This window comes from Enterobacter sp. RHBSTW-00593, assembly GCF_013784105.1.
Lineage (GTDB): Bacteria > Pseudomonadota > Gammaproteobacteria > Enterobacterales > Enterobacteriaceae > Enterobacter > Enterobacter ludwigii.
Window position 1 is genome coordinate 2376493 of the sequence record NZ_CP056393.1, and the last position, 26391, is coordinate 2402883.

General features: G+C 55.1%; 25 protein-coding genes. 17 read left to right on the forward strand and 8 right to left on the reverse strand.

All coding sequences use genetic code 11. The features are described from left to right. Nucleotides 1–11: 11 nt before the first annotated feature. Genes HV242_RS11200 through HV242_RS11220 form a run of 5 tightly spaced genes read left to right on the forward strand, consistent with a single transcriptional unit; the run spans nt 12 to nt 5391 of the window. A complete protein-coding gene (locus HV242_RS11200) occupies nt 12–1544 on the forward strand; it encodes an ABC transporter substrate-binding protein (protein ID WP_050736848.1) in 1533 nt (510 codons plus the stop codon). A 23-nt stretch (nt 1545–1567) separates the two neighbouring features. Further along, the gene (locus tag HV242_RS11205) at nt 1568–2590 is read left to right on the forward strand and encodes an ABC transporter permease (protein ID WP_050736849.1); all 1023 of its coding nucleotides are present in this window, start codon (nt 1568–1570) and stop codon (nt 2588–2590) included. Beyond that, nucleotides 2587–3483 (forward strand): D,D-dipeptide ABC transporter permease, encoded by an 897-nt coding sequence (gene ddpC / locus HV242_RS11210; protein ID WP_020884090.1) that lies wholly within the window; start codon nt 2587–2589, stop codon nt 3481–3483. Before HV242_RS11205 ends, ddpC begins: the two co-directional genes overlap by 4 nt. Then, a complete protein-coding gene (locus HV242_RS11215; RefSeq protein ID WP_020884089.1) occupies nt 3480–4466 on the forward strand; it encodes an ABC transporter ATP-binding protein in 987 nt (328 codons plus the stop codon). Before ddpC ends, HV242_RS11215 begins: the two co-directional genes overlap by 4 nt. Next, nucleotides 4459–5391, forward strand: coding sequence for an ABC transporter ATP-binding protein (locus tag HV242_RS11220; RefSeq protein WP_050736850.1), 933 nt, complete (start codon nt 4459–4461; stop codon nt 5389–5391). Before HV242_RS11215 ends, HV242_RS11220 begins: the two co-directional genes overlap by 8 nt. Before the next feature lie 26 nt (nt 5392–5417). Here HV242_RS11220 and HV242_RS11225 read toward each other — a convergent pair whose 3' ends face one another. Then, nucleotides 5418–6167 carry an SDR family NAD(P)-dependent oxidoreductase gene (locus HV242_RS11225; protein WP_020884087.1) on the reverse strand — a complete coding sequence of 250 codons (750 nt, stop codon included), beginning with the start codon at nt 6165–6167 and terminating at the stop codon, nt 5418–5420. Between the two features lie 153 nt (nt 6168–6320). Between HV242_RS11225 and HV242_RS11230 the strand changes: the two genes are divergently transcribed. From HV242_RS11230 to HV242_RS11240, 3 genes are all read left to right on the forward strand, one after another. Then, a complete protein-coding gene (locus HV242_RS11230; protein ID WP_050736851.1) occupies nt 6321–7226 on the forward strand; it encodes a LysR family transcriptional regulator in 906 nt (301 codons plus the stop codon). Between the two features lie 147 nt (nt 7227–7373). Beyond that, nucleotides 7374–7766 carry a polymorphic toxin type 44 domain-containing protein gene (locus tag HV242_RS11235; RefSeq protein WP_020884085.1) on the forward strand — a complete coding sequence of 131 codons (393 nt, stop codon included), beginning with the start codon at nt 7374–7376 and terminating at the stop codon, nt 7764–7766. After that, nucleotides 7744–8163, forward strand: a complete 420-nt coding sequence (locus HV242_RS11240) for a hypothetical protein (RefSeq protein ID WP_020884084.1) — start codon at nt 7744–7746, stop codon at nt 8161–8163. The genes HV242_RS11235 and HV242_RS11240 overlap by 23 nt, the downstream gene beginning before the upstream one ends. Nucleotides 8164–8240: 77 nt before the next feature. On the opposite strand, the gene HV242_RS11245 is transcribed toward HV242_RS11240, so the two are convergent. Then, nucleotides 8241–8669 carry an OsmC family protein gene (locus HV242_RS11245; protein ID WP_050736852.1) on the reverse strand — a complete coding sequence of 143 codons (429 nt, stop codon included), beginning with the start codon at nt 8667–8669 and terminating at the stop codon, nt 8241–8243. Nucleotides 8670–8796: 127 nt separating this feature from the next. Here HV242_RS11245 and HV242_RS11250 point away from each other — a divergent pair, with 127 nt between their 5' ends. Beyond that, a complete protein-coding gene (locus HV242_RS11250) occupies nt 8797–9756 on the forward strand; it encodes a hypothetical protein (RefSeq protein ID WP_032678222.1) in 960 nt (319 codons plus the stop codon). A gap of 23 nt (nt 9757–9779) precedes the next feature. On the opposite strand, the gene HV242_RS11255 is transcribed toward HV242_RS11250, so the two are convergent. Further along, a complete protein-coding gene (locus HV242_RS11255) occupies nt 9780–10655 on the reverse strand; it encodes a LysR family transcriptional regulator (RefSeq protein ID WP_063858461.1) in 876 nt (291 codons plus the stop codon). A gap of 111 nt (nt 10656–10766) precedes the next feature. On the opposite strand from HV242_RS11255, the gene HV242_RS11260 reads away from it, so the two are divergent. The 6 genes from HV242_RS11260 (at nt 10767) to adhP (ending at nt 17421) form a co-directional block, all read left to right on the forward strand. Beyond that, nucleotides 10767–11618, forward strand: coding sequence for a Vmh family MBL fold metallo-hydrolase (locus HV242_RS11260; RefSeq protein WP_050736853.1), 852 nt, complete (start codon nt 10767–10769; stop codon nt 11616–11618). 231 nt (nt 11619–11849) lie between these two features. Continuing rightward, nucleotides 11850–12065: a biofilm-dependent modulation protein gene (gene bdm, locus HV242_RS11265; RefSeq protein WP_020884080.1), complete on the forward strand. Its 216-nt coding sequence runs from the start codon at nt 11850–11852 to the stop codon at nt 12063–12065. 95 nt (nt 12066–12160) lie between these two features. After that, nucleotides 12161–12298: a stationary-phase-induced ribosome-associated protein gene (gene sra, locus HV242_RS11270; RefSeq protein ID WP_013096533.1), complete on the forward strand. Its 138-nt coding sequence runs from the start codon at nt 12161–12163 to the stop codon at nt 12296–12298. A 176-nt stretch (nt 12299–12474) separates the two neighbouring features. After that, nucleotides 12475–14172 carry an NAD-dependent malic enzyme gene (locus tag HV242_RS11275; RefSeq protein WP_020884079.1) on the forward strand — a complete coding sequence of 566 codons (1698 nt, stop codon included), beginning with the start codon at nt 12475–12477 and terminating at the stop codon, nt 14170–14172. Between the two features lie 323 nt (nt 14173–14495). After that, the gene (locus tag HV242_RS11280; protein WP_014170176.1) at nt 14496–16205 is read left to right on the forward strand and encodes an ABC-F family ATP-binding cassette domain-containing protein; all 1710 of its coding nucleotides are present in this window, start codon (nt 14496–14498) and stop codon (nt 16203–16205) included. A gap of 205 nt (nt 16206–16410) precedes the next feature. After that, nucleotides 16411–17421, forward strand: coding sequence for an alcohol dehydrogenase AdhP (adhP, locus tag HV242_RS11285; protein ID WP_020884077.1), 1011 nt, complete (start codon nt 16411–16413; stop codon nt 17419–17421). A gap of 43 nt (nt 17422–17464) precedes the next feature. Here adhP and HV242_RS11290 read toward each other — a convergent pair whose 3' ends face one another. Then, complete coding sequence (locus HV242_RS11290; protein WP_014170178.1) at nt 17465–17971, reverse strand: RrF2 family transcriptional regulator; 507 nt, start codon at nt 17969–17971, stop codon at nt 17465–17467. Between the two features lie 199 nt (nt 17972–18170). Here HV242_RS11290 and HV242_RS11295 point away from each other — a divergent pair, with 199 nt between their 5' ends. Then, nucleotides 18171–19373: an NAD(P)/FAD-dependent oxidoreductase gene (locus HV242_RS11295; protein ID WP_181616926.1), complete on the forward strand. Its 1203-nt coding sequence runs from the start codon at nt 18171–18173 to the stop codon at nt 19371–19373. Between the two features lie 30 nt (nt 19374–19403). Here HV242_RS11295 and araJ read toward each other — a convergent pair whose 3' ends face one another. Then, nucleotides 19404–20582, reverse strand: coding sequence for an MFS transporter AraJ (araJ, locus tag HV242_RS11300; RefSeq protein ID WP_040017569.1), 1179 nt, complete (start codon nt 20580–20582; stop codon nt 19404–19406). 166 nt (nt 20583–20748) lie between these two features. On the opposite strand from araJ, the gene ppk2 reads away from it, so the two are divergent. Continuing rightward, nucleotides 20749–21567, forward strand: a complete 819-nt coding sequence (gene ppk2, locus HV242_RS11305) for a polyphosphate kinase 2 (RefSeq protein ID WP_050736855.1) — start codon at nt 20749–20751, stop codon at nt 21565–21567. 43 nt (nt 21568–21610) lie between these two features. Here the strand turns inward: ppk2 and fdnI are convergent, their stop codons facing one another. The 3 genes from fdnI to fdnG are packed head-to-tail and all read right to left on the reverse strand — an operon-like array spanning nt 21611 to nt 26200. Then, complete coding sequence (fdnI, locus tag HV242_RS11310; protein ID WP_020884059.1) at nt 21611–22264, reverse strand: formate dehydrogenase-N subunit gamma; 654 nt, start codon at nt 22262–22264, stop codon at nt 21611–21613. Next, complete coding sequence (gene fdxH, locus HV242_RS11315) at nt 22257–23141, reverse strand: formate dehydrogenase subunit beta (RefSeq protein WP_014170219.1); 885 nt, start codon at nt 23139–23141, stop codon at nt 22257–22259. The genes fdnI and fdxH overlap by 8 nt, the downstream gene beginning before the upstream one ends. A gap of 11 nt (nt 23142–23152) precedes the next feature. Next, nucleotides 23153–26200 (reverse strand): formate dehydrogenase-N subunit alpha, encoded by a 3048-nt coding sequence (gene fdnG, locus HV242_RS11320; protein WP_150343157.1) that lies wholly within the window; start codon nt 26198–26200, stop codon nt 23153–23155. Nucleotides 26201–26391 lie beyond the last annotated feature (191 nt).

The window sequence follows — 26391 nt, forward strand, 5'->3', positions numbered from 1 at the left end:
GGAGCACTGCCATGAAAACAACGCTTCTTACTACCCTGATCGCCGCCTCGCTGGCACTCAGCGCCCCGGTTGCGCTGGCTGCCGTCCCGAAAGATATGCTGGTGATCGGAAAAGCGGCCGACCCGCAAACGCTCGACCCGGCGGTGACCATTGATAACAACGACTGGACGGTGACCTACCCCGCCTATCAGCGTCTGGTGAAGTACAAGCCAGGCTCCACCGAGGTGGAGGGCGACCTGTCAACGGGCTGGAAAGCGTCAGAGGATCAGAAAGAGTGGACCTTTACCCTTACCGATAACGCAAAATTCGCCGATGGCACGCCGGTTACTGCCGAGGCGGTAAAACTCTCCTTTGAACGTCTGCTGAAGCTTAGCCAGGGGCCGTCTGAAGCGTTCCCGAAAGATCTCAAAATTGATGCGGTCGATCCGCACACGGTGAAATTCACCCTCAGCCAGCCGTTTGCCCCGTTCCTCTACACCCTGGCCAACGACGGTGCGTCGATCGTTAACCCGGCGGTGCTAAAAGCAAACGCTGCTGATGATGCACGCGGCTATTTAGCGCAAAACACCGCCGGGTCCGGGCCTTTCATGCTGAAAAGCTGGCAGAAAGGTCAGCAGCTGGTGCTCGTTCCGAATCCACACTGGGCGGGTGAGAAGCCGCACTTCAAGCGCGTTTCGGTGAAAATTATTGGTGAAAGCGCTTCACGCCGCCTGCAGCTTTCCCGTGGCGATCTGGATATCGCCGACTCACTGCCCGTCGATCAGCTTTCAGCCCTTAAGCAAGAAGGCAAAGTGGCGGTGGCGGAATATCCGTCCCTGCGCGTGACCTATCTTTATCTGAATAACAGCAAAGCCCCGCTCAATCAGGTGGATTTACGTCGGGCCGTCTCCTGGGCAACGGATTATCAGGGGATGGTGAAAGGCATCATGAGCGGCAATGGTAAACAGATGCGCGGCCCGATACCGGACGGCATGTGGGGGTTTGACGCCACGGCAATGCAGTACAGCTTTGACGAGGCCAAAGCCAAAGCCGCGCTGGAGAAAGTCAAAGACAAGCCAGCAAGCCTGACATTCCTCTATTCAGACAACGACCCCAACTGGGAGCCGATCGCCCTGTCCACGCAGGCGAGCCTCGGCAAGATCGGCATCAACGTGAAGCTGGAAAAACTGGCTAACGCCACCATGCGCGATCGTGTCGGGAAAGGTGACTATGACATCGCTATTGGCAACTGGAGCCCGGACTTTGCCGACCCGTACATGTTCATGAACTACTGGTTTGAGTCGGACAAAAAAGGGTTGCCGGGTAACCGCTCGTTTTACGAGAACAAAGAGGTCGACGCCCTGCTGAAGGCGGCCCTGAAAACCACCGATCAGGCGGAGCGTACCCACGATTACCAGCAGGCGCAGAAGGTGGTGATCGACGAGGCGGCCTACGTGTATCTGTTCCAGAAGAACTACCAGCTGGCGATGAACAAAGAGGTGAAAGGCTTCACCTTTAATCCAATGCTGGAGCAGGTCTTTAACATTGCCACCATGAGTAAATAACGGTTCTCGCCGGGGGAAAGTGTATGACGTTCTGGAGCATTGTGCGCCAGCGCTGCTGGGGGTTAATCCTGGTGGTGGCCGGTGTCTGTATCATCACCTTTATTATTTCACACCTGATCCCCGGCGATCCGGCCCGCCTGCTGGCCGGAGACCGCGCCAGCGACGACATTGTGCAAGGCATCCGCCAGCAGCTGGGGCTGGATCAACCGCTGTATATCCAGTTTGGTCGCTATGTGGATGCGCTGGCCCATGGCGATTTAGGCACCTCTATCCGCACCGGACGTCCGGTCGTGGAAGATTTGAAGGCCTTTTTCCCGGCCACCCTGGAGCTGGCTTTTTGTTCCCTGCTACTGGCGCTGGTTATCGGCGTGCCGCTGGGGATTTTATCGGCGGTCTACCGTGACCGCTGGCTGGATCATCTGGTGCGCTTAATGGCGATGACGGGCATTTCAACGCCCGCATTCTGGCTTGGGTTGGGAGTGATTGTCCTCTTCTACGGGCATCTGCAACTTCTGCCGGGCGGCGGAAGGCTTGACGACTGGCTCGATCCGCCGACGCGCGTTACCGGCTTTTATCTGGTGGATGCGCTGCTGGAAGGCAACGGGGAGGTCTTTTTCAATGCCCTGCAGCATCTGATTTTACCTTCGATGACGCTGGCATTTGTTCATCTCGGCATTGTGGCGCGTCAGGTTCGCTCGGCCATGCTGGAGCAGCTCAGTGAAGATTACATACGAACCGCACGCGCCAGCGGATTGCCCGGCTGGTACATCGTGCTGCGCTATGCCCTGCCCAATGCGATGATCCCGTCAATTACCGTGCTTGGACTGGCACTGGGCGATCTGCTGTATGGCGCAGTCCTCACCGAAACCGTCTTTGCCTGGCCGGGAATGGGCGCCTGGGTCGTCACCTCTATTCAGGCGCTCGATTTCCCTGCCGTCATGGGCTTCGCGGTAGTAGTCTCACTGGCCTATGTGCTGGTTAATCTGGTGGTCGATCTGCTCTATCTGTGGGTTGACCCGCGAATCGGGCGCGGAGGTGCCGAATGATGTTGACTCAGGAAACGCCCGTCCCGGTTAAAACAGCGAAAGCAGGCATCAACTGGGCAAAACTGTTCTGGATGCTGCGTAAAAGTCCCCTCACGCTGATTGGCGCCGCGATCATGATCCTGATGCTCCTGCTGATGGTGACATCACCGTGGATTGTGCCGCATGACCCCAATGCGCTGGATTTGACCGCGCGTCTGCAGGCTCCGTCTGCCGAACACTGGTTTGGCACCGATGAGGTTGGCCGCGATCTGTTCAGCCGGGTGCTCGCCGGCAGCCAGCAGTCGATCAGCGCGGGGCTGGCCGTTGTGGTGATTGCGGGCGGTATTGGCTCGCTGCTGGGCTGTTTGTCTGGCGTACTGGGCGGGCGCGGCGACGCCATTATTATGCGCATTATGGACGTGATGCTCTCCATTCCCTCGCTGGTGCTGACCATGGCACTGGCGGCGGCGCTGGGGCCGAGCCTGTTTAACGCAATGCTCGCCATCGCGATTGTACGTATCCCGTTTTACGTGCGTCTGGCACGCGGGCAAACCCTTGTCGTGCGCCAGTTTACCTATGTTCAGGCGGCCCGCACCTTCGGCGCATCACGCTGGCATTTAATCAGCTGGCATATTCTGCGCAACGCCCTGCCGCCGCTGATTGTGCAGGCTTCGCTGGATATTGGCAGCGCCATTCTGATGGCCGCCACGCTGGGCTTTATCGGTCTGGGCGCACAGCAACCCACCGCCGAATGGGGCGCGATGGTTGCCGTAGGGCGCAATTATGTACTTGACCAGTGGTGGTATTGCGCTTTTCCTGGCGCGGCCATTTTGATTACCGCCGTGGGCTTTAATCTTTTTGGTGACGGCATCCGCGACCTGCTGGATCCGAAATCAGGAGGGAAACAATCATGACCGACTCTGTTTTAACCATCGAGGATTTACATCTGAGTTTCCCGATATATCGCGGTGAGGTTCATGCGCTGAACCACGTCTCGCTGGAGATTAAACGGGGGGAGATTGTCGGCGTAGTGGGCGAGTCGGGGTCGGGGAAGTCGGTTACCGCCATGCTTGCCATGCGCCTGTTGCCGGAAGGCAGCTACCGAATTCATCACGGTCAGGTGACATTGCTGGGAGAAGATGTTCTGACCGCATCGGAAAAACAGCTTCGCCAGTGGCGCGGGGCAAAAGTGGCGATGATTTTTCAGGAGCCCATGACCGCCCTGAACCCAACGCGGCGGATTGGTAAGCAAATGGTGGAGGTGATCCGCCAGCATCAGCCGCTCGACCGTCGCGCGGCGCAGCAAAAAGCGATTGCCCTGCTGGAGGAGATGCAAATCCCGGACGCGAAAGCGGTGATGGCGCGTTATCCGTTTGAACTCTCCGGCGGCATGCGTCAGCGGGTGATGATCGCCCTTGCCTTCTCCTGCGAGCCTGAACTTATCATCGCCGACGAGCCGACCACGGCGCTGGATGTAACCGTGCAGCTGCAGGTACTGCGTCTGCTGAAGCACAAGGCGCGGGCCAGCGGAACCTCGGTGCTGTTTATCAGCCACGATATGGCCGTGGTTTCCCAGCTCTGTGACCGGATGTATGTGATGTACGCGGGAAGCGTAATTGAGAGCGGTGCCACGCAAACGCTGATCCACCATCCCGTTCATCCCTACTCCATCGGCCTGTTGCAATGTGCACCTGAAAACGGTGCGCCGCGCGAGTTGCTTCCGGCCATTCCCGGCACGGTGCCTAATCTCAGCCAGCTTCCACAAGGCTGCGCGTTCCGCGAGCGCTGCTTTGCCGCCGGGACGAAATGCGGTGAGGCACCGCGCTTGCTTCCTAATGGTGCAGAGGGCCAGATGGCTGCCTGCTGGTACCCGCAACGGGAGAAACACCATGTCTGACATTTTGCTTGAACTGGATAGCGTGCATGTCAACTTTCCCGCGCGCAAAAACTGGCTGGGCCGCGTCACGGAACAGGTGCATGCCCTCAATGGGCTGGACCTGCAGATCCGTCGCGGCGAAACGCTGGGCATTGTTGGGGAATCCGGCTGCGGGAAAAGCACGCTGGCACAGCTATTGATGGGCATGCTCAGGCCCAGCACCGGCGACTATCAGCGGACGCATCACGCGGGCGGCATGCAGATGGTTTTTCAGGACCCGCTCTCCTCCCTCGACCCGCGTCTGCCGGTGTGGCGCATCATCACCGAGCCGGTGTGGGTGCAAAAACGCAGCAGTGAACGCGAACGGCGCCAGCTGGCAGAGACGCTGGCGATGCAGGTGGGTATTCGTGCGGAATATCTTGACCGGCTACCGCATGCCTTTTCAGGCGGGCAGCGCCAGCGCATTGCTATCGCCCGGGCGCTGTCGTCCAATCCAGACATCATCGTGCTCGACGAACCCACCAGCGCGCTGGATATTTCCGTGCAGGCGCAAATCCTCAACCTGCTGGTAAAACTGCAGCAGGAACGGAACCTCACCTATGTGTTGATCTCACATAACGTGTCGGTAGTCAGACACATGAGCGATCGTGTGGCGGTGATGTATCTGGGCCAGATCGTGGAACTGGGAACCACCGATCAGGTGCTTGTCAGGCCACGCCATCCCTACACCCGGCTGCTACTTGATTCCATCCCCAGAACCGGTGAACCGCTGGATGAAAACCTGGCGCTGCGTAAAACAGAGCTTCCTGGCAATCGTCACCTTCCCACCGGCTGTTATTTCCGGGACCGCTGTCCGCAGGCAGCGCAAGGATGCGAACATCCGCAGTCGCTACAGCCTTCAGTTGAGGGCTGTAGCGTGCGCTGCTGGCGCAATCTGAGCGAGTAGCCACGTAGGGTGGCGCTGTTTCACGTTTAAATTTGCGCCATTCCACCGTCGACAAACAGTTCGGTGGCGTTGATAAAGCTTGCTGCATCTGAGGCCAGAAACGCCACCGCTTTCCCCACTTCTCCCGGCGCGCCTAAGCGTCCCAGCGGCACCTGGGCGGCCAGCGCATCATACAGCCCCTGACGATGTTCTTCCGGCACCAGGTCACCCAGCCCTGGGGTTTTGATGGGCCCCGGGCTCACCACGTTGACGCGAATACCGCGCCCCTGCAAATCCAGCGCCCACGAACGGGCAAAGTTGCGCACGGCGGCTTTACTGGCGCTGTATACGCTAAAGTTTGCGGTTCCTTTAATGGACACCGTGGATCCGGTCAGAATGATCGACGATCCGGCTGATAACAGCGGTAACGCTTTTTGCACGGTGAACAGTACACCGCGAACATTGGTCGCAAAAATGCGGTCAAACTGCTCTTCAGTGATAGCGCCTAACGGCAGCATGTCGCCACCACCCGCATTGGCGAACAGAATATCCAGACGCCCTTCGTCTTTTGCAATCTGCGCATAGACTTTATCGAGGTCGGAAAGTTGAGAGACGTCCGCACGGATGCCGACCGCCGCGGTGGCAATTTGTGCAACGGCAGCGTCCAGCTCCGCCTGACGACGTCCGGTGATATAAACCTTCGCGCCCTGGGCCGCCAGTTCCTGCGCGGTGGCGAGACCGATACCTGTGCTGCCGCCCGTAACCAGGGCAATTTTACCTGCGAGAGACGTATTCATGTTATTCACCTTTAATCATGTTTTCAGGATGCCCGCAAAAACGGTTGAAGAGGTTTTCGCTTGCGTTGAATAAACTCTATCGGTTGCAGGATTAATGAAAAACGGGCAAAAATGAAAATCACTATTCACAGGTGGAAATAATCCGGAGTACGAATGGACCAGCTCATGGCAATGCGCGCATTTACGCGGGTGGTGGAAACCGGAAGTTTTACGCGTGCGGCTGATTCTCTGAATATGCCTATCGCCACCCTGAGCAAGTTGGTGAAATCGCTCGAAGCGCACCTGGAGATCCGGCTTTTACATCGCACGACACGACGGGTAGTCACCACACCGGAAGGTGCCGGGTACTATGAAAAAGCGCTCAGGGTGCTGATTGATATTGAAGATATCGATACGTCGTTTCGCGTTTCCCGCGCGACGCCGAAAGGCCATCTGCGCGTGGATGTGGGCGGTTCAACCGCGCGCGACGTGCTGATCCCCCTGCTCCCGGATTTTATGCAGCGTTACCCGGAAATACGCATCGACCTTGGCGTGGCCGACCGGCCCGTGGATTTGATCAGCGGTAACGTTGACTGCGTGATCCGTGGCGGCCCTCTGAACGACTCCTCCCTTATTGCCCGCCATCTGGGCGACGCTGAAATGGTCACCTGCGCGACATCCGATTATTTAAAACATCATGGCGTACCGGCCTATCCGCGGGAGCTGTGCAATGGGCATAAGCTGATTAGCTACCTTTCTCCCGTCACCGGTCGGGCGTTCCCGTTTCGCTTCAGGGAAAAGGGAGAAAGGCTGGCGATAAGTATTCCGCACTTCCTTGGGGTCAATGAAAGCAACGCGCATCTGGCGGCGGCGGTGGCAGGTTTAGGCATTATTCAGACGTTTCAGTATTCGGCAAAAAGGCATTTACAGGCGGGGACGTTAACTGAAATTCTTAGCGACTGGCGACCTGACGCTTATCCGTTTCATGTGGTTTATCCGCAGAACCGGCATCTGACACATCGACTGAGAGTGTTTATCGCCTGGCTGGCAGAGGTGTTTCCTGCCGCGCTGAAGGGATAGCCGGAGCAAAGTACGGATAAACTTTATAGTCCATGAAAATCCGGTGCTAATGCATTTATTTCTATCCTTTAATTCAGCGTTTTTTATTGACCTGGTGCGGATAATGGGTTGATATCTACCCAAAAATCAAACGTTAAGGATGACGTTATGGCTGTATTGCCACAAATGCCGAGTGGAGGCACAAGATTAATTGATAGCAATATGCGTGAAGCTAGCACGCATGGCGCAGGGCGGAATATGGCGCTACCGCAAACCTATTACTGGTTCTATCAACAGGTCAAAAATCGTGGCCCGTGGGATTACAAACAGCAACGCCGTGACCTGGCTAATTTTGGTAATTTTAATTATGGGGCCACCGGGTTTGCAGCAGGGATACCAGAAGCAACCTTGTATATGGGCGCGGGTTTTGCACAAAGCCGGGCGGGAACGTCGAAGCCGCAATGGGGAACATGGTACGGTGAGTTACCTTACGGGGATGACCCTCATGACCAGTTTTGGATTAAACAGGGAATAGATTATGCCAAACAGCACGGTTATTAAGTGGCTGCACAGAGCGCTAACTGCCGCGCTGCTGGTTTTTGTAGGGTTTCAGTATTTTGCAAACCAGCCACCGGATGATGACCTTTACTCACAACAACAAATTACACCCGAGGTCTATTTGTACGTTACAAAGTACAAAGGCGGGGGTGCGACGGTTTCAGATGTTTATCGCTATTACCTGGACACAAAACTGCAGGATAATCTGTTGGAGCACCTGAAGAAACGCTCACCCTTTATGGTAGCTGACACTGGCGACGCCAAAATCTCTGGCTACGGCTCTCACGTCAATGTAAACCTCACCGGGCGTGTTTATTCTTTTACGAATTCAGATCTCTTTTACGCAGGTAATGTGGCCATCATGCCCATTATCAGCCTTAACGCAACCGGCACGCGTTAAGGTTCTTTTTGCTACCCAAAATACACCTATCCTCATGCGCACAGCTGCGCGCATGAGGGCTTTTAATGAGCTTTGGTTTAATTGAGCGTGTAATCCAGCGTGATTTCCACGTTCAACAGCTGGGAAACCGGGCAGCCGGCTTTCGCTTTTTGAATAACGCCATCGAACTGCTGAGGGTCAATGCCAGGGACAGTAACCTTGCTCTGCAGTGCGACCTTCGTAATGGCGAAACCGCCCTCTTTTTTATCCAGTGACACGTCGGCGGTAGTATCAATGGAATCGGCGGTGTAGCCTGCTTCACCCAGCATCAGCGACAGTGCCATCGAAAAACAGGCTGCGTGTGCGGCACCAATCAGTTCTTCCGGGTTGGTCCCTTTTTCGCCTTCAAAACGGGTGTTGAAGCCGTAAGGCTGTTGATTGAGAACGCCGCTCTCGGTAGAAACAGTTCCTTTTCCGCGTTTAATATCGCCAGACCAGTGTGCTGAACCGTGCTTATGAATTGTCATTCTTGCTCTCCTTTTGGCTTACAAAGGGTTAAGTATAGACCAGAGATCTGACGCGTCCTGGAACACAGAGTATTCTGGTTGGCGTTGATGCGATACATCACTTCGAACCATCAAAAGGGAAAGGCCTATGATGCTAAACACCAGGATTGTCGTGGCGCTGACCACGCTCGCCGTGACGTTCCCCCTCTTTGCCAGCACGCCGGAGAATTTTATCTATACCAGCTCGGGCGACCTTGATGCCGCCGCCGCGCTTATCGCCCGTCGTGATATCGGTGGCGCGCAGATCGTTTATAACTGGCGTGCACTGGAGCCTGAGAAAAACAGATATGACTTCTCATCCATAGAGCGAGATCTGGCGCGCCTGAAGGCCAGCAATAAAAAGCTGTTTATTCAAATTCAGGATCGCTTCTTCGAAAAAGATGCCCGGTATGTCCCTGATTATCTGATGGCAGACACGAAGTACAGCGGCGGTATTTCTCCGCAGTTTGACAACCCTGGTGAAGGGAAACCAACAGGTTCAGGCTGGGTAGCCCGGCAGTGGGATCCTGCCGTGCGTGAACGGTATCAGGCCTTACTGGCAGCCCTGGCGAAGCGTTTTGATGGCCAGGTTTATGGTGTGAACTTACCGGAAACCGCGATTGACCTTGATGAGAAAAAGCCGCCGACAGGATTTTCGTGCGACAACTATTTTGCCGGAGAAATGGAAAACCTCGCCTTTGCGCGAAAGGTTTTCACGCAATCCCATGTCGTACAATATGTGAACTTCTGGCCGTGTGAATGGAACAATGACCATAATTACATGGGGCGGCTGTTTGAATACGCCAGTGCCCATAATATCGGGCTTGGCGGACCGGATATTGTTCCCAACCGCAAGGCGCAAATGAAAAACGCCTATCCGTTCTTTAACCAGTATAAAAACAAACTGCCGCTGGTCGCCATGGCCGTTCAGGAGCCCACGCTCACCTACCGAAACCCGGCTACCGGCAAGCCCTTCACCAAAGATGAATTTGTTCAGTTCGCAGAAGCGTATCTCGGCGCAGATATTATTTTCTGGAGCACGACGTCGCCCTGGCTGACGACGAAATAAGCCACAGGCTCACTGCGCGGGCATCAGTTCAGATGCCCTGCAATTTCATCAAGAAAGACGCGCAGGGCCGCAGGCTGATATTCCCGCGACTGGTAAATCCCGTGAATGGCGAGCGGCTTAGGCACTAAGTCTGTGAGCACCGGGACCAGCAGTCCTTGCTCGAGCGCCCCTTGCGCTTCGTGTTCGGGCAGCATTGCAATACCGCAATGTTTAACCGCCGCGTCCATCAACAACGACGAGATGCTGGCGCTAAGATTGCCGCTCACCGCGACGCTCACGCTTTCGCCTTCCAGCGTTATAAAATGCCAAGACTGACCCGCGAAGAAGCTGTAATGCAGACAATTGTGCTGCGCCAAATCCTCAGGCGTCACGGGCGTGCCGTGCTGCGCAAGATAGTCCGGCGAGGCGCAAAGCACCGAACGGCACTCGCCCAGCCTGCGGGCAATCATCCCCGGCTCCGGGTTATCGGTAATTCGCACGGCTACGTCAATACGCTCGCCCACCAGACTCACGGGATGGTTATTCACATCCAGTTCAATTCTGAGCTGCGGATAACGCGCCAGCAGCCCGGGCAGTACCGGCGCAATCATGTGCATGGCGGTAAAGTGCGCGCAGGCTACCCGTAAGGTGCCGGAAGGTAAATCTTTCTCCGACTGACCTTCAATCTCCTGCGACAGTTGCGAAAGGGTACGCGTTTTCTGCAGTACCTTTTCCCCTGCTGCGGTCAGCGTCAGCTTACGCGTTGAGCGGTTCACCAGGCGGGTCCCCGCCCACTTCTCCATCTGCTCAAGATAACGGCTTACCATGGGCCGGGAAATGCCCAGCGCACGGGCTGCGGCACTCAAACTTCCCAGCTCGCAAATCCGGTTATAGACCTGTGCGGCAATAACGCGATCCATATAACGCTCCATTTGCTCGATTTATGAAACTAAGCATGTCTTGTTTCAGGAATTCTGGCAAATGGAGAGTTCGGTACAATAGGGTCTTTCCTGATAAAAAGAGACATGATGATGAAGCTCACTCGCCTTGCACTGCTATGCACCCTCTTCACGCCGGCGGTCTTCGCCGCACCGTTGACCATTGATACCTGGAACCCGCAGGAGAAAGGCATCTTTGCGGTCTCGTCGACGCTGGTGTCTGGCCCGAAAGAGGCCGTCCTGTTTGACGCGCAGTTCAGCGTGAAAGACGGTGAAGCACTGGTGGAGAAAATTCGCCGCAGCGGTAAAACCCTGAACAAGATTGTGATCACCTCCGGCGATCCGGACTTCTACTTTGGTCTGCAGCCGCTGGTAAAAGCATTCCCGAATGCGAAAGTCGTGGCGACTCAGCAGGTGGTTGAGCATATCAAGGCCACCAAAGATGCCAAGCTGGCCTTCTGGGGTCCACAGATGAAAGACGGCGCGCCAACAACGCTGATCGTTCCTCAGGTGCTGACCTCCACCACGTTTATGGTTGATGGTGAGAAAATCGATATTGAACAGCCAGACAGCTACGCGGCCTATGTCTGGATCCCATCGGCGAAGACGATTCTTGGCGGCACGGGCGTTTCATGGGGCATCCATCTGTGGACGGCCGATACCCAGACCAAGGCGCGTCGCCAGCAGTGGCAGGATACGCTGGAAAACATGGCGGCGCACAAACCTGAGCGCGTGATCCCGGGTCACTATCTGGGGACACCACCGTCAGGTACCGGCGCTATCGATTTTACCCGTGAATATCTGCAGCGGTTCGAGCAGACTCTGGCTAATCACAAAGATTCTGCTGGCGTCATTAGCGCCATGAAAAAAGCGTATCCGGGCCTGGCCGAAGAGAGCTCGCTGGAATTAAGTGCGAAAGTGAATACCGGCGAAATGAAATGGTAAATTAATCTCTGCTCCTGCTATTTTCTCGGATAGCAGGAGCAGCATCAAAATATCCCCCCTCGTCCCCTGTTATTATTCCTCCATTTCTAAAAGTGTCTAAAAGCATGCACTTATGTCATTTTTATTTCTAAGATGAATCTTAGACACAGCAAGGGAAATATTTGCCATTCTGTTTGTGAATTACATTTTTTGCGAGCCGTACCATTACACAGACAACGACACGGAGGCAGCATGTTTACTTATTACCCGGCAAATACCGCAGCAGCACAACCTGAACTCGTTAACGCAATCGCACAAGGTCTTCACGCCGAACACGGTGCTGTGACTGAAGATGACATTTTGATGGAACTGACGAAATGGGTGGAATCCACAGACAATGACATCCTCAGTGACATCTACCAACAGACCATTAACTACGTGGTCAGTGGACAGAATGCCTCTTTGTAAAAACCTGCTAAGCTGGATCTGCAACCTAAGGGGTTACATTTCGTTTGCGTAAGCAAACTTGTCCTTAAAACTATCAACAGGATTGAGGAGTAAAGATGAAATCGAACCGTCAGGCACGCCATATTCTGGGACTGAACTACAAGCTTTCTAACCAACGTAAAGTGGTGATTGAGGGCGACAGTGAAACGCAAGTCACCCATGCCACCGGCAGAAAACGCCACGCTGGCAAGTAAGTTCCAGTAAGAGATCCTGAACACCATCGGCAAAACCGATGGTGTTTTTGTTTATGTGTTGCGGTAATTAACATTTAGCTCCTTTATAATACCGCCTGACCGCACCCCACCGCACAGGCCAGAAAGATGACAAACAGCAGTGTCAGGGACGGATCTTCAAAAAAAGAGTGAGTGACATGGACAACAAACTGAAAAAACATCGTTCCTTATATATCCCTTATGCCGGTCCGGTTTTACTGGAATTCCCCCTGCTCAACAAAGGCAGCGCCTTCAGCATGGAAGAGCGCAGCAGCTTCAACCTGCTTGGTCTGCTGCCCGAAGTGGTGGAAACCATTGAAGAACAGGCTGAACGTGCGTGGATCCAGTATCAGGGTTTCAAGACCGAAATCGACAAGCACATCTACCTGCGTAACATTCAGGACACCAATGAAACCCTCTTCTATCGCCTGGTTCAGAACCACCTCGAAGAGATGATGCCGGTGATCTACACCCCAACGGTGGGTGCGGCGTGTGAACGTTTCTCTGAGATCTACCGTCGCTCCCGCGGCGTATTCATCTCTTATCAGAACCGTCACAATATGGACGATATTCTGCAGAACGTGCCGAACCACAACATCAAGGTCATTGTTGTGACTGACGGGGAACGTATTCTCGGCCTCGGGGATCAGGGTATTGGCGGAATGGGGATCCCAATCGGTAAGCTCTCCCTGTACACCGCTTGTGGAGGTATCAGCCCGGCGTACACCCTGCCGGTAGTGCTGGATGTGGGTACCAACAACCAGCAGCTGCTCAACGATCCGCTGTACATGGGCTGGCGTCATCCGCGCATTACCGACGATGAGTATTATCAGTTTGTTGATGATTTTATCCAGGCCGTTAAGGCACGCTGGCCGAACGTGCTGCTGCAGTTTGAAGACTTTGCGCAGAAGAACGCCATGCCGCTGCTGAACCGCTACCGCGATGACATCTGTTCATTCAACGACGACATTCAGGGCACCGCCGCCGTGACCGTTGGGACGCTGATCGCCGCCAGCCGTGCGGCAGGCAGCCAGTTGAGCTACCAGAAAATCGTCTTCCTGGGCGCAGGCTCTGCGGGCTGCGGTATTGCCGAGCAGATTATTGCTCAGACGCAGCGCGAGGGCTTGAGTGAAGAACTGGCCCGTTCCCGCGTCTATATGGTTGACCGTTTCGGCCTGCTGACCGACGGTATGCCTAACCTGCTGCCGTTCCAGACCCGACTGGTTCAGAAACGCGAGAACCTGAAAAACTGGGATACCGACAACGAGGTGCTCTCCCTGCTGGACGTGGTGCGCAACGTGAAGCCGGACATTCTTATCGGCGTTTCCGGGCAAACCGGTCTCTTCACCGAAGAGATTATTCGCGAAATGCACAAACACTGTGAACGCCCTATCGTGATGCCGCTCTCTAACCCGACTTCCCGTGTAGAAGCAACGCCGCAGGACATCATCGCCTGGACCGAAGGTAACGCACTGGTGGCAACCGGCAGTCCGTTCGACCCGGTGGTGTGGAAGGATAAAACCTATCCGATCGCGCAGTGCAACAACTCCTACATCTTCCCGGGGATTGGTCTGGGGGTTATCGCGTCCGGTGCGTCACGCATTACCGATGAAATGCTGATGTCAGCCAGCGAAACCCTGGCGAAACACTCACCGCTGGTGAATAACGGTGAAGGCCTGGTGTTGCCAGAGCTGAAAGACATTCATAAGGTGTCCCGCGCGATCGCTTTCGCAGTAGGCAAAATGGCACAGCAGCAAGGCGTGGCGGTGAAAACCTCCGCCGATGCGCTGCAGCAGGCCATTGACGACAACTTCTGGATGCCGGAATACCGCAGCTATCGCAGAACGTCTATCTAAAGAACAGGCCGGGTCAGGCAATCATGCCTCCCGGCCTGCCATTCTGCCCGCGCTTGCCGGGCCATAAAATCCCCGCTACACTGCCTTCATCCATTAACCTACTGAATATATAAGGAGGCCAATTATGCTGTACTGTGAAATTTTCAATGTTTCACATACATTTGGTGATCGCACCAGCTCAAGCGTTATCGGTATCGTGCTGCGATAACTTCTGCTTGAGCGAAGACACCAACCCCTGAAATCCCTTCTCTCGGGCTTACTGAGTTATCGTCAGCGATGTTTGACGAGGCATAAACATGCCTGTAACTCTTGGGTAAGCAACAATGAGCACTTTACTCACTGCACAATCTCTACGTGTTGATACGGCGTTTGGTACGCTCTTCGACTCTCTCTCCTTTACGCTGAAAAAAGGCGATCGCATCGGTCTGCTGGGCGACAACGGCTGCGGTAAAAGTACGTTGCTGAAGGTGCTGGACGGTACAGACACGCCTGCCGCCGGAACGGTCGCGCTGGCCGGGCACTGCATCATGGCGCGCGTAGAACAACATCTGCCGGACGGGATTTATCCCCTGAGCATGCTGGATGCCGTGCTGGCACAACTGCCTGCGGCTGAACGCGAGAGCCTGCGCTGGAAAGCGGAAACGCTGCTGGCGAGTATGGGCTTTACGCCGCAGGACTGGACATTAACCTCGGCAACGTTGAGCGGCGGGCAACATACGCGTCTGCTGCTGGCGCGGGCTTTAATTAATGCGCCGGACCTGCTGCTGCTGGATGAACCGAGTAACCACCTCGATTTACCCACCATGCTCTGGCTGGAGCAATTTTTACAGGCCTGGTCAGGCAGCTTTGTGCTGGTTTCACATGACAGGCAGCTGCTGGATGCCGTGACCAACGGCAGTTGGATCCTGCGCGATAAGATGCTGCATTACTTTGCCCTTCCCTGCACCGCCGCACGCAAAGCGCTGGATGCGAAAGACGAAAGTGATGCGCAGCGCCACAAGGCAGAACAAAAGGAGATCGACCGCGTCGCGGCCAGCGCAAAAAGACTGGCGACCTGGGGCAAAGTCTACGACAACGAAGACCTGGCCCGCAAAGCGAAACAGATGGAAAAGCAGGTTGAACGGCTGAAAGAGAGCCAGACGGAGGTCACGGCGGGAAGTCAGTGGACATTAACCCTGCGCGGCGACGCGCTACGGGCCGATCGTCTGCTGGAGCTGGAAAACCTCGCGGTGCCGCCGGCGCCCGGGCTGCCTGCGCTGTTTAGCATTGACATCGCGCGTCTCAAAAGCGGCGATCGCGTGGCCATCGTTGGACGTAACGGCTGCGGTAAATCATCCCTGATGAAGCTGATCTGGCGGCATTTTCGCGGCGAGCAGGCTGACGATGGGCTGAAACTCCATCCACGCGTATCGCCTGGCTATTATGACCAGACGCTGAACCAGCTCCCGGACGATGCATCGCTGTTTGACGCACTGGAGCCGTTTGCACCCGATCCGCAGAATCGCAAGATGGCCCTGATCGGTGCCGGCTTTGCGTGGCCACGTCACGGTCAGAAAGTCAGTACGCTCAGCGGTGGAGAACGCTCTCGCCTGCTGTTTGTTGGCCTGACGTTAGCGCGCTATAGCCTGCTGATGCTGGATGAACCGACCAACCATCTGGACATGGAAGGCAAAGAGGCGCTGACAGAAACCCTGCAGCAATTTGAAGGTGGCGTGCTGCTGGTCAGCCATGACCGTCAATTAATCAGCCAAAGCTGTAACCGTTTCTGGCTGATTGAGGACGGCAGGTTGAGTGAATGGCATGACGCCGAAGCGGTCTTTGAACGGCTGCGTGAAAGTGCAGGCCTGATAACATCGCCGTGTTCACCGAAACAACAGCACGATCGCCCTTCGCAGTTTGACGACCTGCTTGAACGGCTGATCGCGCTGGAGACATTGCTGGAGGAAGACCTGGCCCGCAAACCGAAGCACCAGAAGCCGCAGTTGCAGGCGCAATGGCGCCAGGAGATTGAGGCGATAGAAGCAAAACTGTAAGTCCGCGCCCGGCGAGACGCTCGCCGGGCCGCTCTGCCCCTGAACGCCCCCCCTGATTATTAGAGGATCGCTGTATTCTTAATCCGAAATCGAATCAAATGATGACATTATGTTGCTGCCACCTTGCATTAACGCGCCTAAGTATTAATCCTTAAGAAGTAGTACACCTGCTATGCAGAATCTCATCATGAACAAGGAGAAACATATGAAGGCTGCTGTTGTCACTCAGGATCATCAGGTCAATGTCACCGAAAAATCATTACGTCCGCTTAAGCATGGAGAAGCCCTGCTGAAGATGGAATGCTGCGGCGTATGTCATACCGATCTTCACGTGAAGAACGGTGATTTCGGCGATAAGACCGGGGTGATCCTGGGTCACGAAGGAATAGGGATCGTTAAAGAGATTGGCCCAGGCGTCAACTCGCTGAAAATTGGCGACCGTGCGAGCGTGGCATGGTTTTTTGAAGGCTGTGGACACTGCGAATACTGTAATACCGGCAACGAAACCCTGTGCCGGGATGTGAAAAACGCGGGTTATTCCGTTGACGGTGGGATGGCTGAAGAGTGCATCGTGACCGCCGATTATGCGGTAAAAGTGCCGGACGGTCTGGATTCCGCAGCGGCGAGCAGCATCACCTGCGCGGGGGTCACCACCTACAAAGCGGTAAAAGTGTCCCACATTAAGCCGGGCCAGTGGATTGCGATTTACGGTCTTGGTGGTCTGGGTAACCTTGCGCTGCAGTACGCTAAAAACGTATTCAACGCCAAGGTCATCGCCATTGATGTGAACGATGAACAGCTGAAACTGGCCGCGAGCATGGGGGCAGATTTAACCATTAACTCTCGCAGCGAAGATGCAGCGAAAATTGTTCAGGAGAAAACCGGAGGCGCACATGCCGCGGTGGTAACTGCCGTGGCAAAAGCAGCCTTCAACTCAGCGGTGGATGCCGTGCGTGCCGGTGGCCGCGTGGTCGCCGTGGGCCTGCCGCCGGAAGCGATGAGCCTGGATATTCCACGCCTGGTTCTGGACGGCATTCAGGTCGTCGGTTCGCTGGTGGGAACCCGTCAGGACCTGATGGAGGCATTCCAGTTTGCAGCAGAGGGCAAAGTGGTGCCAAAAGTGACAATGCGTCCGCTGGAAGATATCAATGCCATCTTTAAAGAGATGGAGCAGGGTCAAATCCGCGGTCGTATGGTGATTGATTTACGCTCTTAATCGCCGGTTGCCGGGGGGCGGTTTTGCCTTACCCGGCATTTCACTACGACGATCGCCGGTCAGAAATCCACTCCTGAACCTCAATCTGAAAGGTATCCGGCGCTTTGCGGTACATCTTGCGCGCCAGATCGAGAATGGTATGTCGCGCTAACTCCTCTTCCATCCGTTGCTGTGCGCTGTCCATGACCGAACGTACGCCGCACGGGCCATTGCACACCCAGGCAGGAGGCGTTTCATTAAACACCGCCAGCCGCTGACGCACCTCGCGACACTCAAACATGTTCTTCTCACCGTCAATGGCGTGCGCCACATCCAGTACGGTGATCAACTCCGCCGGGCGCGCCAGTTTAAACCCGCCGCCCTTACCTTCCGTGCTGCTCACCAGCCCGGCACGTGACAAACGGGTGAAGATTTTTCCCAGGTAATCATACGGCACACCCTGCAGGGCGGCCATTTCCCGGACGCTCATCTCACGCTCATTGCCTTTTGCATCCACCATGCACATCAGGCTGTGAATGCCGTATTCCACACCGGAACTGTAAAACGCCATGGTTAACTCCGAAGTTATTTATCTGGGTCATTATAACGGCGTTATTGCCCACAATCACAACTACCCTCCCCTTTTTCATTAACATGCTGATTTTATGCAGCATTAAAATTTAACTCAGAAAGAAGTTGTCGCAGTTAACTGCGACAAGTATAGTTGCAGTTATGTCAGGTATACAGCGTGATGATCAAAAGGATCGAAGATGAAGAAGCAGATTTTAATTGTGGGCACCGGTTTTTCCGGCATGTGGGCTGCCGTCAGCGCCGCGCGTCTGAATGCGCTGGAGGGCAATAACAGCCTGAAGATCGCCGTACTGGCACCCGCCCCCGAGTTGCGTGTTCGCCCGCGCTTCTATGAAGAGAACGTGACGTCGCTGGTCTCGCCGCTGACCGGACTGTTCGCTGAACTGGGTATTGATTTTATCGCCGGTAAAGCAGAATTCATTGATATAAAAGGGAAAAGTGTTTCCTATCGTAATACGAATGGCGTAACTGCCGCAGTGAGTTACGAGCGGTTAGTGCTGGCCACCGGCAGTCAGAGCAAGCGTCCACCGATTGCCGGGCTGGCTGAGTACGCCTTTGATATCGATCAGCTTGAATCCGCACAGACCTTTGAGCAGCATCTTGACTCCCTGGTCTCGCGCCCTTCCACCGCTGCGCGCAATACCGTGGTTGTCTGTGGCGGCGGTTTTACCGGCATTGAACTGGCAACCGAGCTTCCTGCCCGACTGAGCGCTCGCTTCGGTGATGATACAGCGACAAGAGTTATCGTAGTTGAAAGGGGTCATGTCATTGGCGGACGATACAGTGAAGCATTGCGTAACACCATTGAAGACGCGAGCCAGGAACTGGGGATTGAGTGGCGTCTGAACAGTGAAATTGAGGCCATCGATGCGAACGGCGTAACGCTGAAAAACGGCGAACGTATCCCCGCTGCAACCGTAGTCTGGACGGCAGGCGTTGAAGCAAACCCGCTTGGACAACAGATTAACGGCGAACGCGATAACCAGGGGCGTCTGAAAGTGACAGAAACGCTGCAGGTTCCGGCTCATCCGGACGTGTACGCGACGGGAGATATGGCCTACGCCAGAACGGACGAGATGGGGAACACGGCGCTAATGACCTGCCAGCACGCGATCCAGTTGGGTAAATTTGCCGGCCACAACGCGGCAGCCAGCCTGTTGAATCGCACGCCTTATCCTTACCGCCAGGTTAACTACGTGACCTGTCTGGACCTGGGTGCCTGGGGTGCCGTTTACACTGAAGGGTGGGACCAGGCCGTCAAATCGGTGCGTGATGACGCAAAGAAAATCAAAATCGCCATCACCAATGAACTTATCTACCCGCCAGCAGCGGACAAAGCCGTGGCGTTTGCCGCTGCCGATCCGTTGGCGAAATTTGTCTAATGCCCTTCTACCGCGCCTTACCGGCGCGGTTCAACGTGCGGAAGCGAGCGAACCGGCGTCTGCCTTTCTGGCCCGAAGGTGCGCGTAGATCAGCAGTGAACTCATGGCTGAGAAAGAGAGCACAGCCGCTGGCAGCGTGACATAGCTCCAGCTAAAGCCAAGCGTGATCATCATCCCGCCAAAATACGCCCCTATCGCACTGCCGAGGTTAAATGCCATCTGCCCGCCTGCGGCACCCAGCATCTCACCGCCCTTCGCATTTTGCAGGAGAAGAATTTGCAGCGGCGCAGAGAGTGCAAACAGCCCGGCACAGCAGATAAAGCCCATCACCAGCGACGCCGTTTTATGTTCCCCAAAGGCGAATAGCAACAGCAGTGACGCGACAATGACCATGTCGGTGGTGGCGGCAATACGCAGCGGACTGAAGCGGCCCGATAATTTCCCGCTCAGGAGATTACCTAACACCATACCCAGCCCCATCAGCATCATGATGACCGTCATGACGCCTTCGGAGAAGCCAGAGACGTTGACCATAAACGGTTTGACGAAGCTGAACCACGCAAACACGCCAGCATTGCCAAACATGGTGGCGGCAAAAATCAGCCACGGCTCCGGTTTTTTCAGAAAGGAAAATTGCGCGGTCAATTTGATTTCGGAGCGATCATGGATGTGCGGCACCCAGACCAGTACCGAGATGATCACCAGAGCATCAAACAGGGCAATCAGGAAAAAGGTATAGCGCCAGCTGAATTCATGACCCAGCCAGGTGCCAAGCGGTACGCCCACCAGATTGGCAACCGTCATGCCGGCTATCATGCCCGCCACGGCGACCGTCACCTTCCCCGGAGGCGCAATTCTCGAGAGAATAATCGCCCCGACGCCAAAAATGGCGCCGTGCGGAAAACCGGAAATCAGCCGCCCTATCGCCAGCCAGGCATACGACGTAGAAAAGGTAAAAATTGCATTACCGACGGCACACAGTACCACCAGAAACAACAGCGTGGATTTTAACGAAAATTTGCCTGAGAACAGCGCCACAATCGGGGCACCAATCACCACACCAAAGGCGTAAAACGAAATCATATTCCCGGCGGCGGGAATTGAAATTCCGGTGTCATGGGCCAGTTCAGTTAATACGCCCATAATGCCAAATTCAGCCATTCCCAGGCCAAACGTGCCAAGTGCCAACGAAAAAATTGTCTTTTTCATACCACAACCACTGGTTAACAACGCGCGACGGGCATTATTGAACAATCTTGTATGGTGAGCCAGTTCAAATCAGCTGGCTGACACGTTAATCCATTAATTCAGGTGGATTACACTTCATAGTGCGGCCCCGCTTTTTCCCGCGCCGGACAACCTGAGGATGACAATCATGGGAAGCAAGAAGAAAACCAGTGTCGCAGTTGATGTCATAAAGCATGAGCCGTTAAAAACGAAAGAGTATGAAAAAGAGCTTCGTCGCCTCCACGTTGAACTGGTTAAGCTCCAGCAGTGGGTCGTCGCAAAGGGTTTAAAGGTCTGCATTGTCTTTGAAGGGCGCGACGGCGCCGGTAAAGGCGGAACCATTAAAGCCATCACTGAACGCGTTAGCCCACGCGTCTTCCGGGTTGTTGCGCTCCCCGCGCCGACGGAAAAAGAGAAGACCCAGCTCTATTTCCAGCGTTATGTCCCCCACCTTCCAGCCGCCGGCGAAATCGTCATTTTTGACCGCAGCTGGTACAACCGCGCGGGCGTTGAACGGGTGATGGGATTCTGCACATCGGAGCAGGTCGAGAAGTTTCTTGATGGCACGCCGGTGATGGAAAAAGCAATGGTGGATGCCGGGATCATCCTGCTCAAATACTGGCTGGAGGTCACGCCGAAAGAACAGGAGCGTCGTCTGCGCGATCGTATTAACGACGGGCGAAAGACCTGGAAATTATCGCCAATGGACATTAAGTCTTTCAATCTATGGGATGAATATACCGTGGCGCGAGATGCGATGTTTGCTGCCACCGACACCGCCTGGGCGCCGTGGTTTGTCGCCCGTTCGGAAGATAAAAAACGCGTGCGCCTGAACATTATTTCGCACCTGCTGGCGCAAATCCCGTACAAAGCTATTCACATCGAAGCGGTGAGTTTGCCGAAGCGTAAGATTGGTAAAGTGAAGCCGACTCAATACCCGTTCCGGTATGTTGAAGAGCGTTTTTGACTGAAGCGTTCGCGGGTCAGAGAATGACCCGCGAGCGCGGGACTTACGGCATCCCTTTCGTACTGTCCTGTTTCGCTTCCAGCCGCTCAACGTCACGGTACCAGCGCGGGTGGTGTTTCTGCGCCCAGCGGCGGCTCACTTTCCCTTCAATCATGCCTTTAATCGACCCTTTGACCCAAAAGGCCATATACATGTGGATCAGGATGGCGTGGATCAGAATAATGGCTGACGTCGCGTGAATGAGCAGCGCGTAGCGAATCACCTGAATGGGGAAGTAGTGCGCAAAGTACGGCCGCCAGATAATGACGCCGGTGACCAGCAGAACAAAAATCATGCTCATGATGGTCCAGAACATCATCTTCTGCCCGGCGTTGTATTTCCCGACCTTCGCAACCTTATGCTCATTGCCCTTCAGAACCTCAATAATCCCCTTCAGCCATGGAATGTCATGCTTATCCGGAATATTGTGATGTACGAAGCGCGCAAACATAAACATCAGCACCACGAAAATCAGCACGCCGAAGAACGGATGCAAGATACGCCCCATCTGTGGCGTCCCGAAGGTTTCCGTCAGCCACTGCAGCGTCGGGAAGAAAAAGGAGATCCCCGAGACCGCCACCAGGAAGAAGCAGATCACTACCGTCCAGTGACAGGCACGGTCGACAAACTTCGTGCGCACAATCCATGACTTACTCATGAGGTTCCTCCTCGTCGTCATCCACCTCTTTGTTGGGTCCGATACCGATGTAGTGATAAATCAACCCGGCGAAAGTAGCGATAAAGCCCGCCGCAGAGAGCGGTTTGAGCGCCCCTTTCCACAGGTTGATCGAGGTATCGATCGCAGGATCTTTCGGCAGATTGTGGTACAGCTCCGGCTGGTCGTTATGGTGCAGAACATACATCACGTGCGTTCCCCCCACACCCTGCGGGTTATAAATGCCCGCACTGGCGTAACCGCGCGCTTTCAGTTTGTCCACGCGCTGCTGGGCTACCTCCAGCATCTCTCTTTTTGTCCCGAAGTGGATAGCCCCGGTCGGGCAGGTTTTCACGCAGGCAGGCTCCTGCCCGACGCTCACGCGATCGACACACAGGGTGCATTTGTAGACCCGGTTATCCTCTTTACTGAGGCGCGGAATATTAAACGGACAGCCCGCAATGCAGTAGCCGCAACCGATGCAGTTATCCTGCTGGAAATCGACAATCCCGTTAGCGTACTGGACGATGGCCCCGGCTGACGGACAGGCTTTCAGGCACCCCGGATCTTCGCAGTGCATACAGCCGTCTTTACGGATCAGCCACTCCAGCTTGCCGTTCTGATCGGTTTCGCTAAAACGCATCACCGTCCAGGATTTGGCACTCAGGTCCGCCGGATTATCGTAAACCCCGACGCAGTGTCCCACTTCATCGCGGATATCGTTCCACTCCGAGCAGGCCACCTGGCAGGCTTTACAGCCTACGCAGGAAGTGACATCGATAAGCTTGGCGACTTCTGCCTTATCATCCCGCGCACGAGGCGCGGGGGTGATGGAGTTGGTCGCGGAGCGTTTAATAATGTCCTGTGTTTCCATTGCCATGTATTCGCTCCTTACGCTTTCTCGATGTTGACCAGAAACGCTTTGTACTCCGGCGTTTGCGAGTTGGAATCGCCGACGTTTGGCGTCAGGGTATTGGCGAGGTAGCCTTTTTGCGCCACCCCTTCAAAGCCCCAGTGCAGCGGAATACCGACGGTTTCCACCTGCTGACCATGCACGCTCAGCGCCTGCAGACGACGCGTAACCACCGCAACCGCGCGAATAAAGCCGCGCTTGCTGCTCACCTTCACGCGGTCACCGTTGGCAATACCCTTCGCTTTCGCCAGCGTTTCGCTGATCTCCACAAACTGTTCCGGCTGGGCAATGGCGTTAAGCCGTGCATGCTTGGTCCAGGTATGGAAATGCTCGGTCAGGCGGTAGGTAGTCCCGACATACGGGAACCTGTCCTTCTTGCCTAAACGCAGGACGTCCTCTTCATAGATACGCACCACCGGACTGGATATGACGTTCGGGTGCAGCGGGTTGGTACCGAGCGGCGTTTCCATTGGCTCGTAGTGTTCCGGGAATGGCCCCTCCGCCAGCTTATCGAGGGCAAACAGGCGTCCCAGCCCTTCCGGCTGCATGATAAACGGCCCGGTCTCACTGCCCGGTGCGGCGGTGCTGAAGTCCGGAATATCGTTACCCGTCCATTTGCTGCCGTTCCATTCGATCAGCATCCGTTTCGGATCCCACGGTTTGCCGTTGATATCCGCAGAAGCACGGTTGTACAGCACGCGACGGTTCAGTGGCCATGCCCACGCCCAGCCCAGCGTATTGCCCAGCCCTGACGGGTCGGCGTTATCGCGGTTCGCCATCTGGTTACCCTGTTCCGTCCAGCAGCCGGTGTAGATCCAGCATGACGACGCGGTCGTGCCGTCATCCCGCAGCAGCGCGAAGCTGTTGAGCAACTGACCTTTCTTCGCCAGCAGCGTGCCGTTCGCGTCATACAGATCCGCCAGCGCAACGCCGTTATTCTCTTTGGCGACCTCTTCGGATTCAGGATGGTCCGGCTGTTTGTAATTCCAGCTCATCCTCAGCAGCGGTTCAGCGCCTTTTCCGCCTTCGGTGCGATACATTTCACGCAGACGATGGTAAATCCCGGCCAGGATTTCGCCGTCGTTACGCGCTTCACCCGGTGCATCCTGGCCTTTCCAGTGCCACTGCAGCCAGCGGCCGGAGTTGGCAATCGACCCGTCTTCTTCTGCAAAACAGGTGGACGGCAGGCGGAACACTTCGGTCTGAATCGATGCAGGATCGACGTCGTTCATCTCGCCGTGGTTCTGCCAGAAGTTGGAGGTCTCGGTCACCAGCGGATCGATAACCACCATGTATTTCAGTTTGCTCAGGCTGCGAACGACCTTGTTTTTGTCCGGGAAAGACGCCACCGGGTTAAAGCCCTGGCAGATGTAGCCCGTAACGTTGCCCTTATCCATCATGTTGAAATACTTAATGACGTCGTAGGCCTGGTCCCATTTCGGCAACCACTCGAAGCCCCAGTCGTTTTCCTTCTGCGCGGCATCGCCATAGAACGACTTCATCAGGCTGACGAAGAACTTCGGATAGTTACTCCAGTAGTTCACCTGATCGGCACGCGTCGCTTTTGGCGTGTTGGCCGCCAGATAGCTGTGCAAATCAGTCTGCTTTTCAGACGGCAACGTCAGATAGCCTGACAGGCTGGTCGACAGCAGGCCCAGATCGGTCAAGCCCTGAATGTTGGAGTGTCCGCGCAGGGCGTTCACGCCGCCGCCGGCCATCCCCATGTTTCCGAGCAACAGCTGGATCATTGCCATGGTGCGGATGTTTTGCGCACCGACGGTATGCTGCGTCCAGCCGAGTGCATACAGGAACGTCGTGGTTCTGTCGGCGGCGCTGGTAGAGGCCAGTACATCACACACCTTGAGGAAATCTGCTTTTGGCGTACCGCAGATATTCTCCACGACGTCCGGCGTATAGCGGGAAACATGCTGTTTCAGCAAATTCCATACGCAGCGCGGATGGCTCAGGGTCTCATCGCGTCTGGCGTAGCCGTTTTCATCGAACTGGTAGTTCCAGGACGATTTATCGTACTGCCGTTTTTCCGCGTCATAACCGCTGAACAACCCCTCTTCAAAGGCAAAATCATCCCGTACCAGGAGGCTGGCATTGGTGTAATGCTTAACGTATTCAGCGTTAATTTTATTGTTTTCAATCAGGTACAGCAGAACGCCCGAGAGGAACGTAATGTCCGTACCGGAGCGAATAGGCGCATAGATATCCGCCACCGATGCCGTACGTGTAAAGCGCGGATCGACAACGATCAGCGTCGCATCGTTATTGTTTTTCGCTTCCATCGCCCAGCGGAAACCCACCGGATGGGCTTCAGCGGCATTACCGCCCATCACCATCACGACGTTGGCGTTTTTAATATCAACCCAGTGGTTGGTCATCGCACCGCGACCAAATGTTGGAGCAAGACTTGCTACCGTTGGTCCGTGTCAGACGCGCGCCTGGTTATCTACCGCCAGCATGCCGAGGGAACGCACAAATTTTTGCGTCAGCATGCCGGTTTCATTACTTGCCGCGGACGCGCACAGCATGCCGGTCGACAGCCAGCGGTTCACCGTAACGCCCTGCGCGTTCTTTTCGATAAAGTTGGCGTCGCGGTCAGCTTTCATCAGTTTTGCGATTCGGGAAAACGCCTCATCCCAGGAGATACGCTGCCATTTGTCAGATCCTGGCGCACGGTATTCCGGATAGCGCAGACGGTTTTCGCTGTGGACATAATCCAGCAGACCCGCCCCTTTCGGACAAAGTGCGCCACGGCTCACCGGATGATCCGGGTCCCCTTCAATATGATAAATCGCTTCTTTGGCGTTCTTCGCACCATCGCCCAGGCTATACATTAAAAGCCCACAACCTACGGAACAGTATGTGCAGGTGTTACGGATCTCTTTAGCGCGCAGCAGTTTATAGTTGCGTGCCTGAGCCAGCGCCATTTTGGGTGCAAATCCCAGCATTGCGGCTGTTGTTCCGGCCATACCGCCCGCGCAGATTTTAAAAAATTGTCTGCGGCTGACGTCCATTGTTGTCCTCGTTTTCATATAAGACTTCGCGCCGCAAACTAGCAGTAAAGCCCCTGATTTTTTTGCGTCAAATCAAGGTCACTTGTCTTCACCCCCTTAATAGTCACCCCCACGGAATTTAAATACCTCTTTTTGATTAAAGACTTAAGAGAATAATTCGCGATGGCAGGAAGATTAATGCTATAAATTTT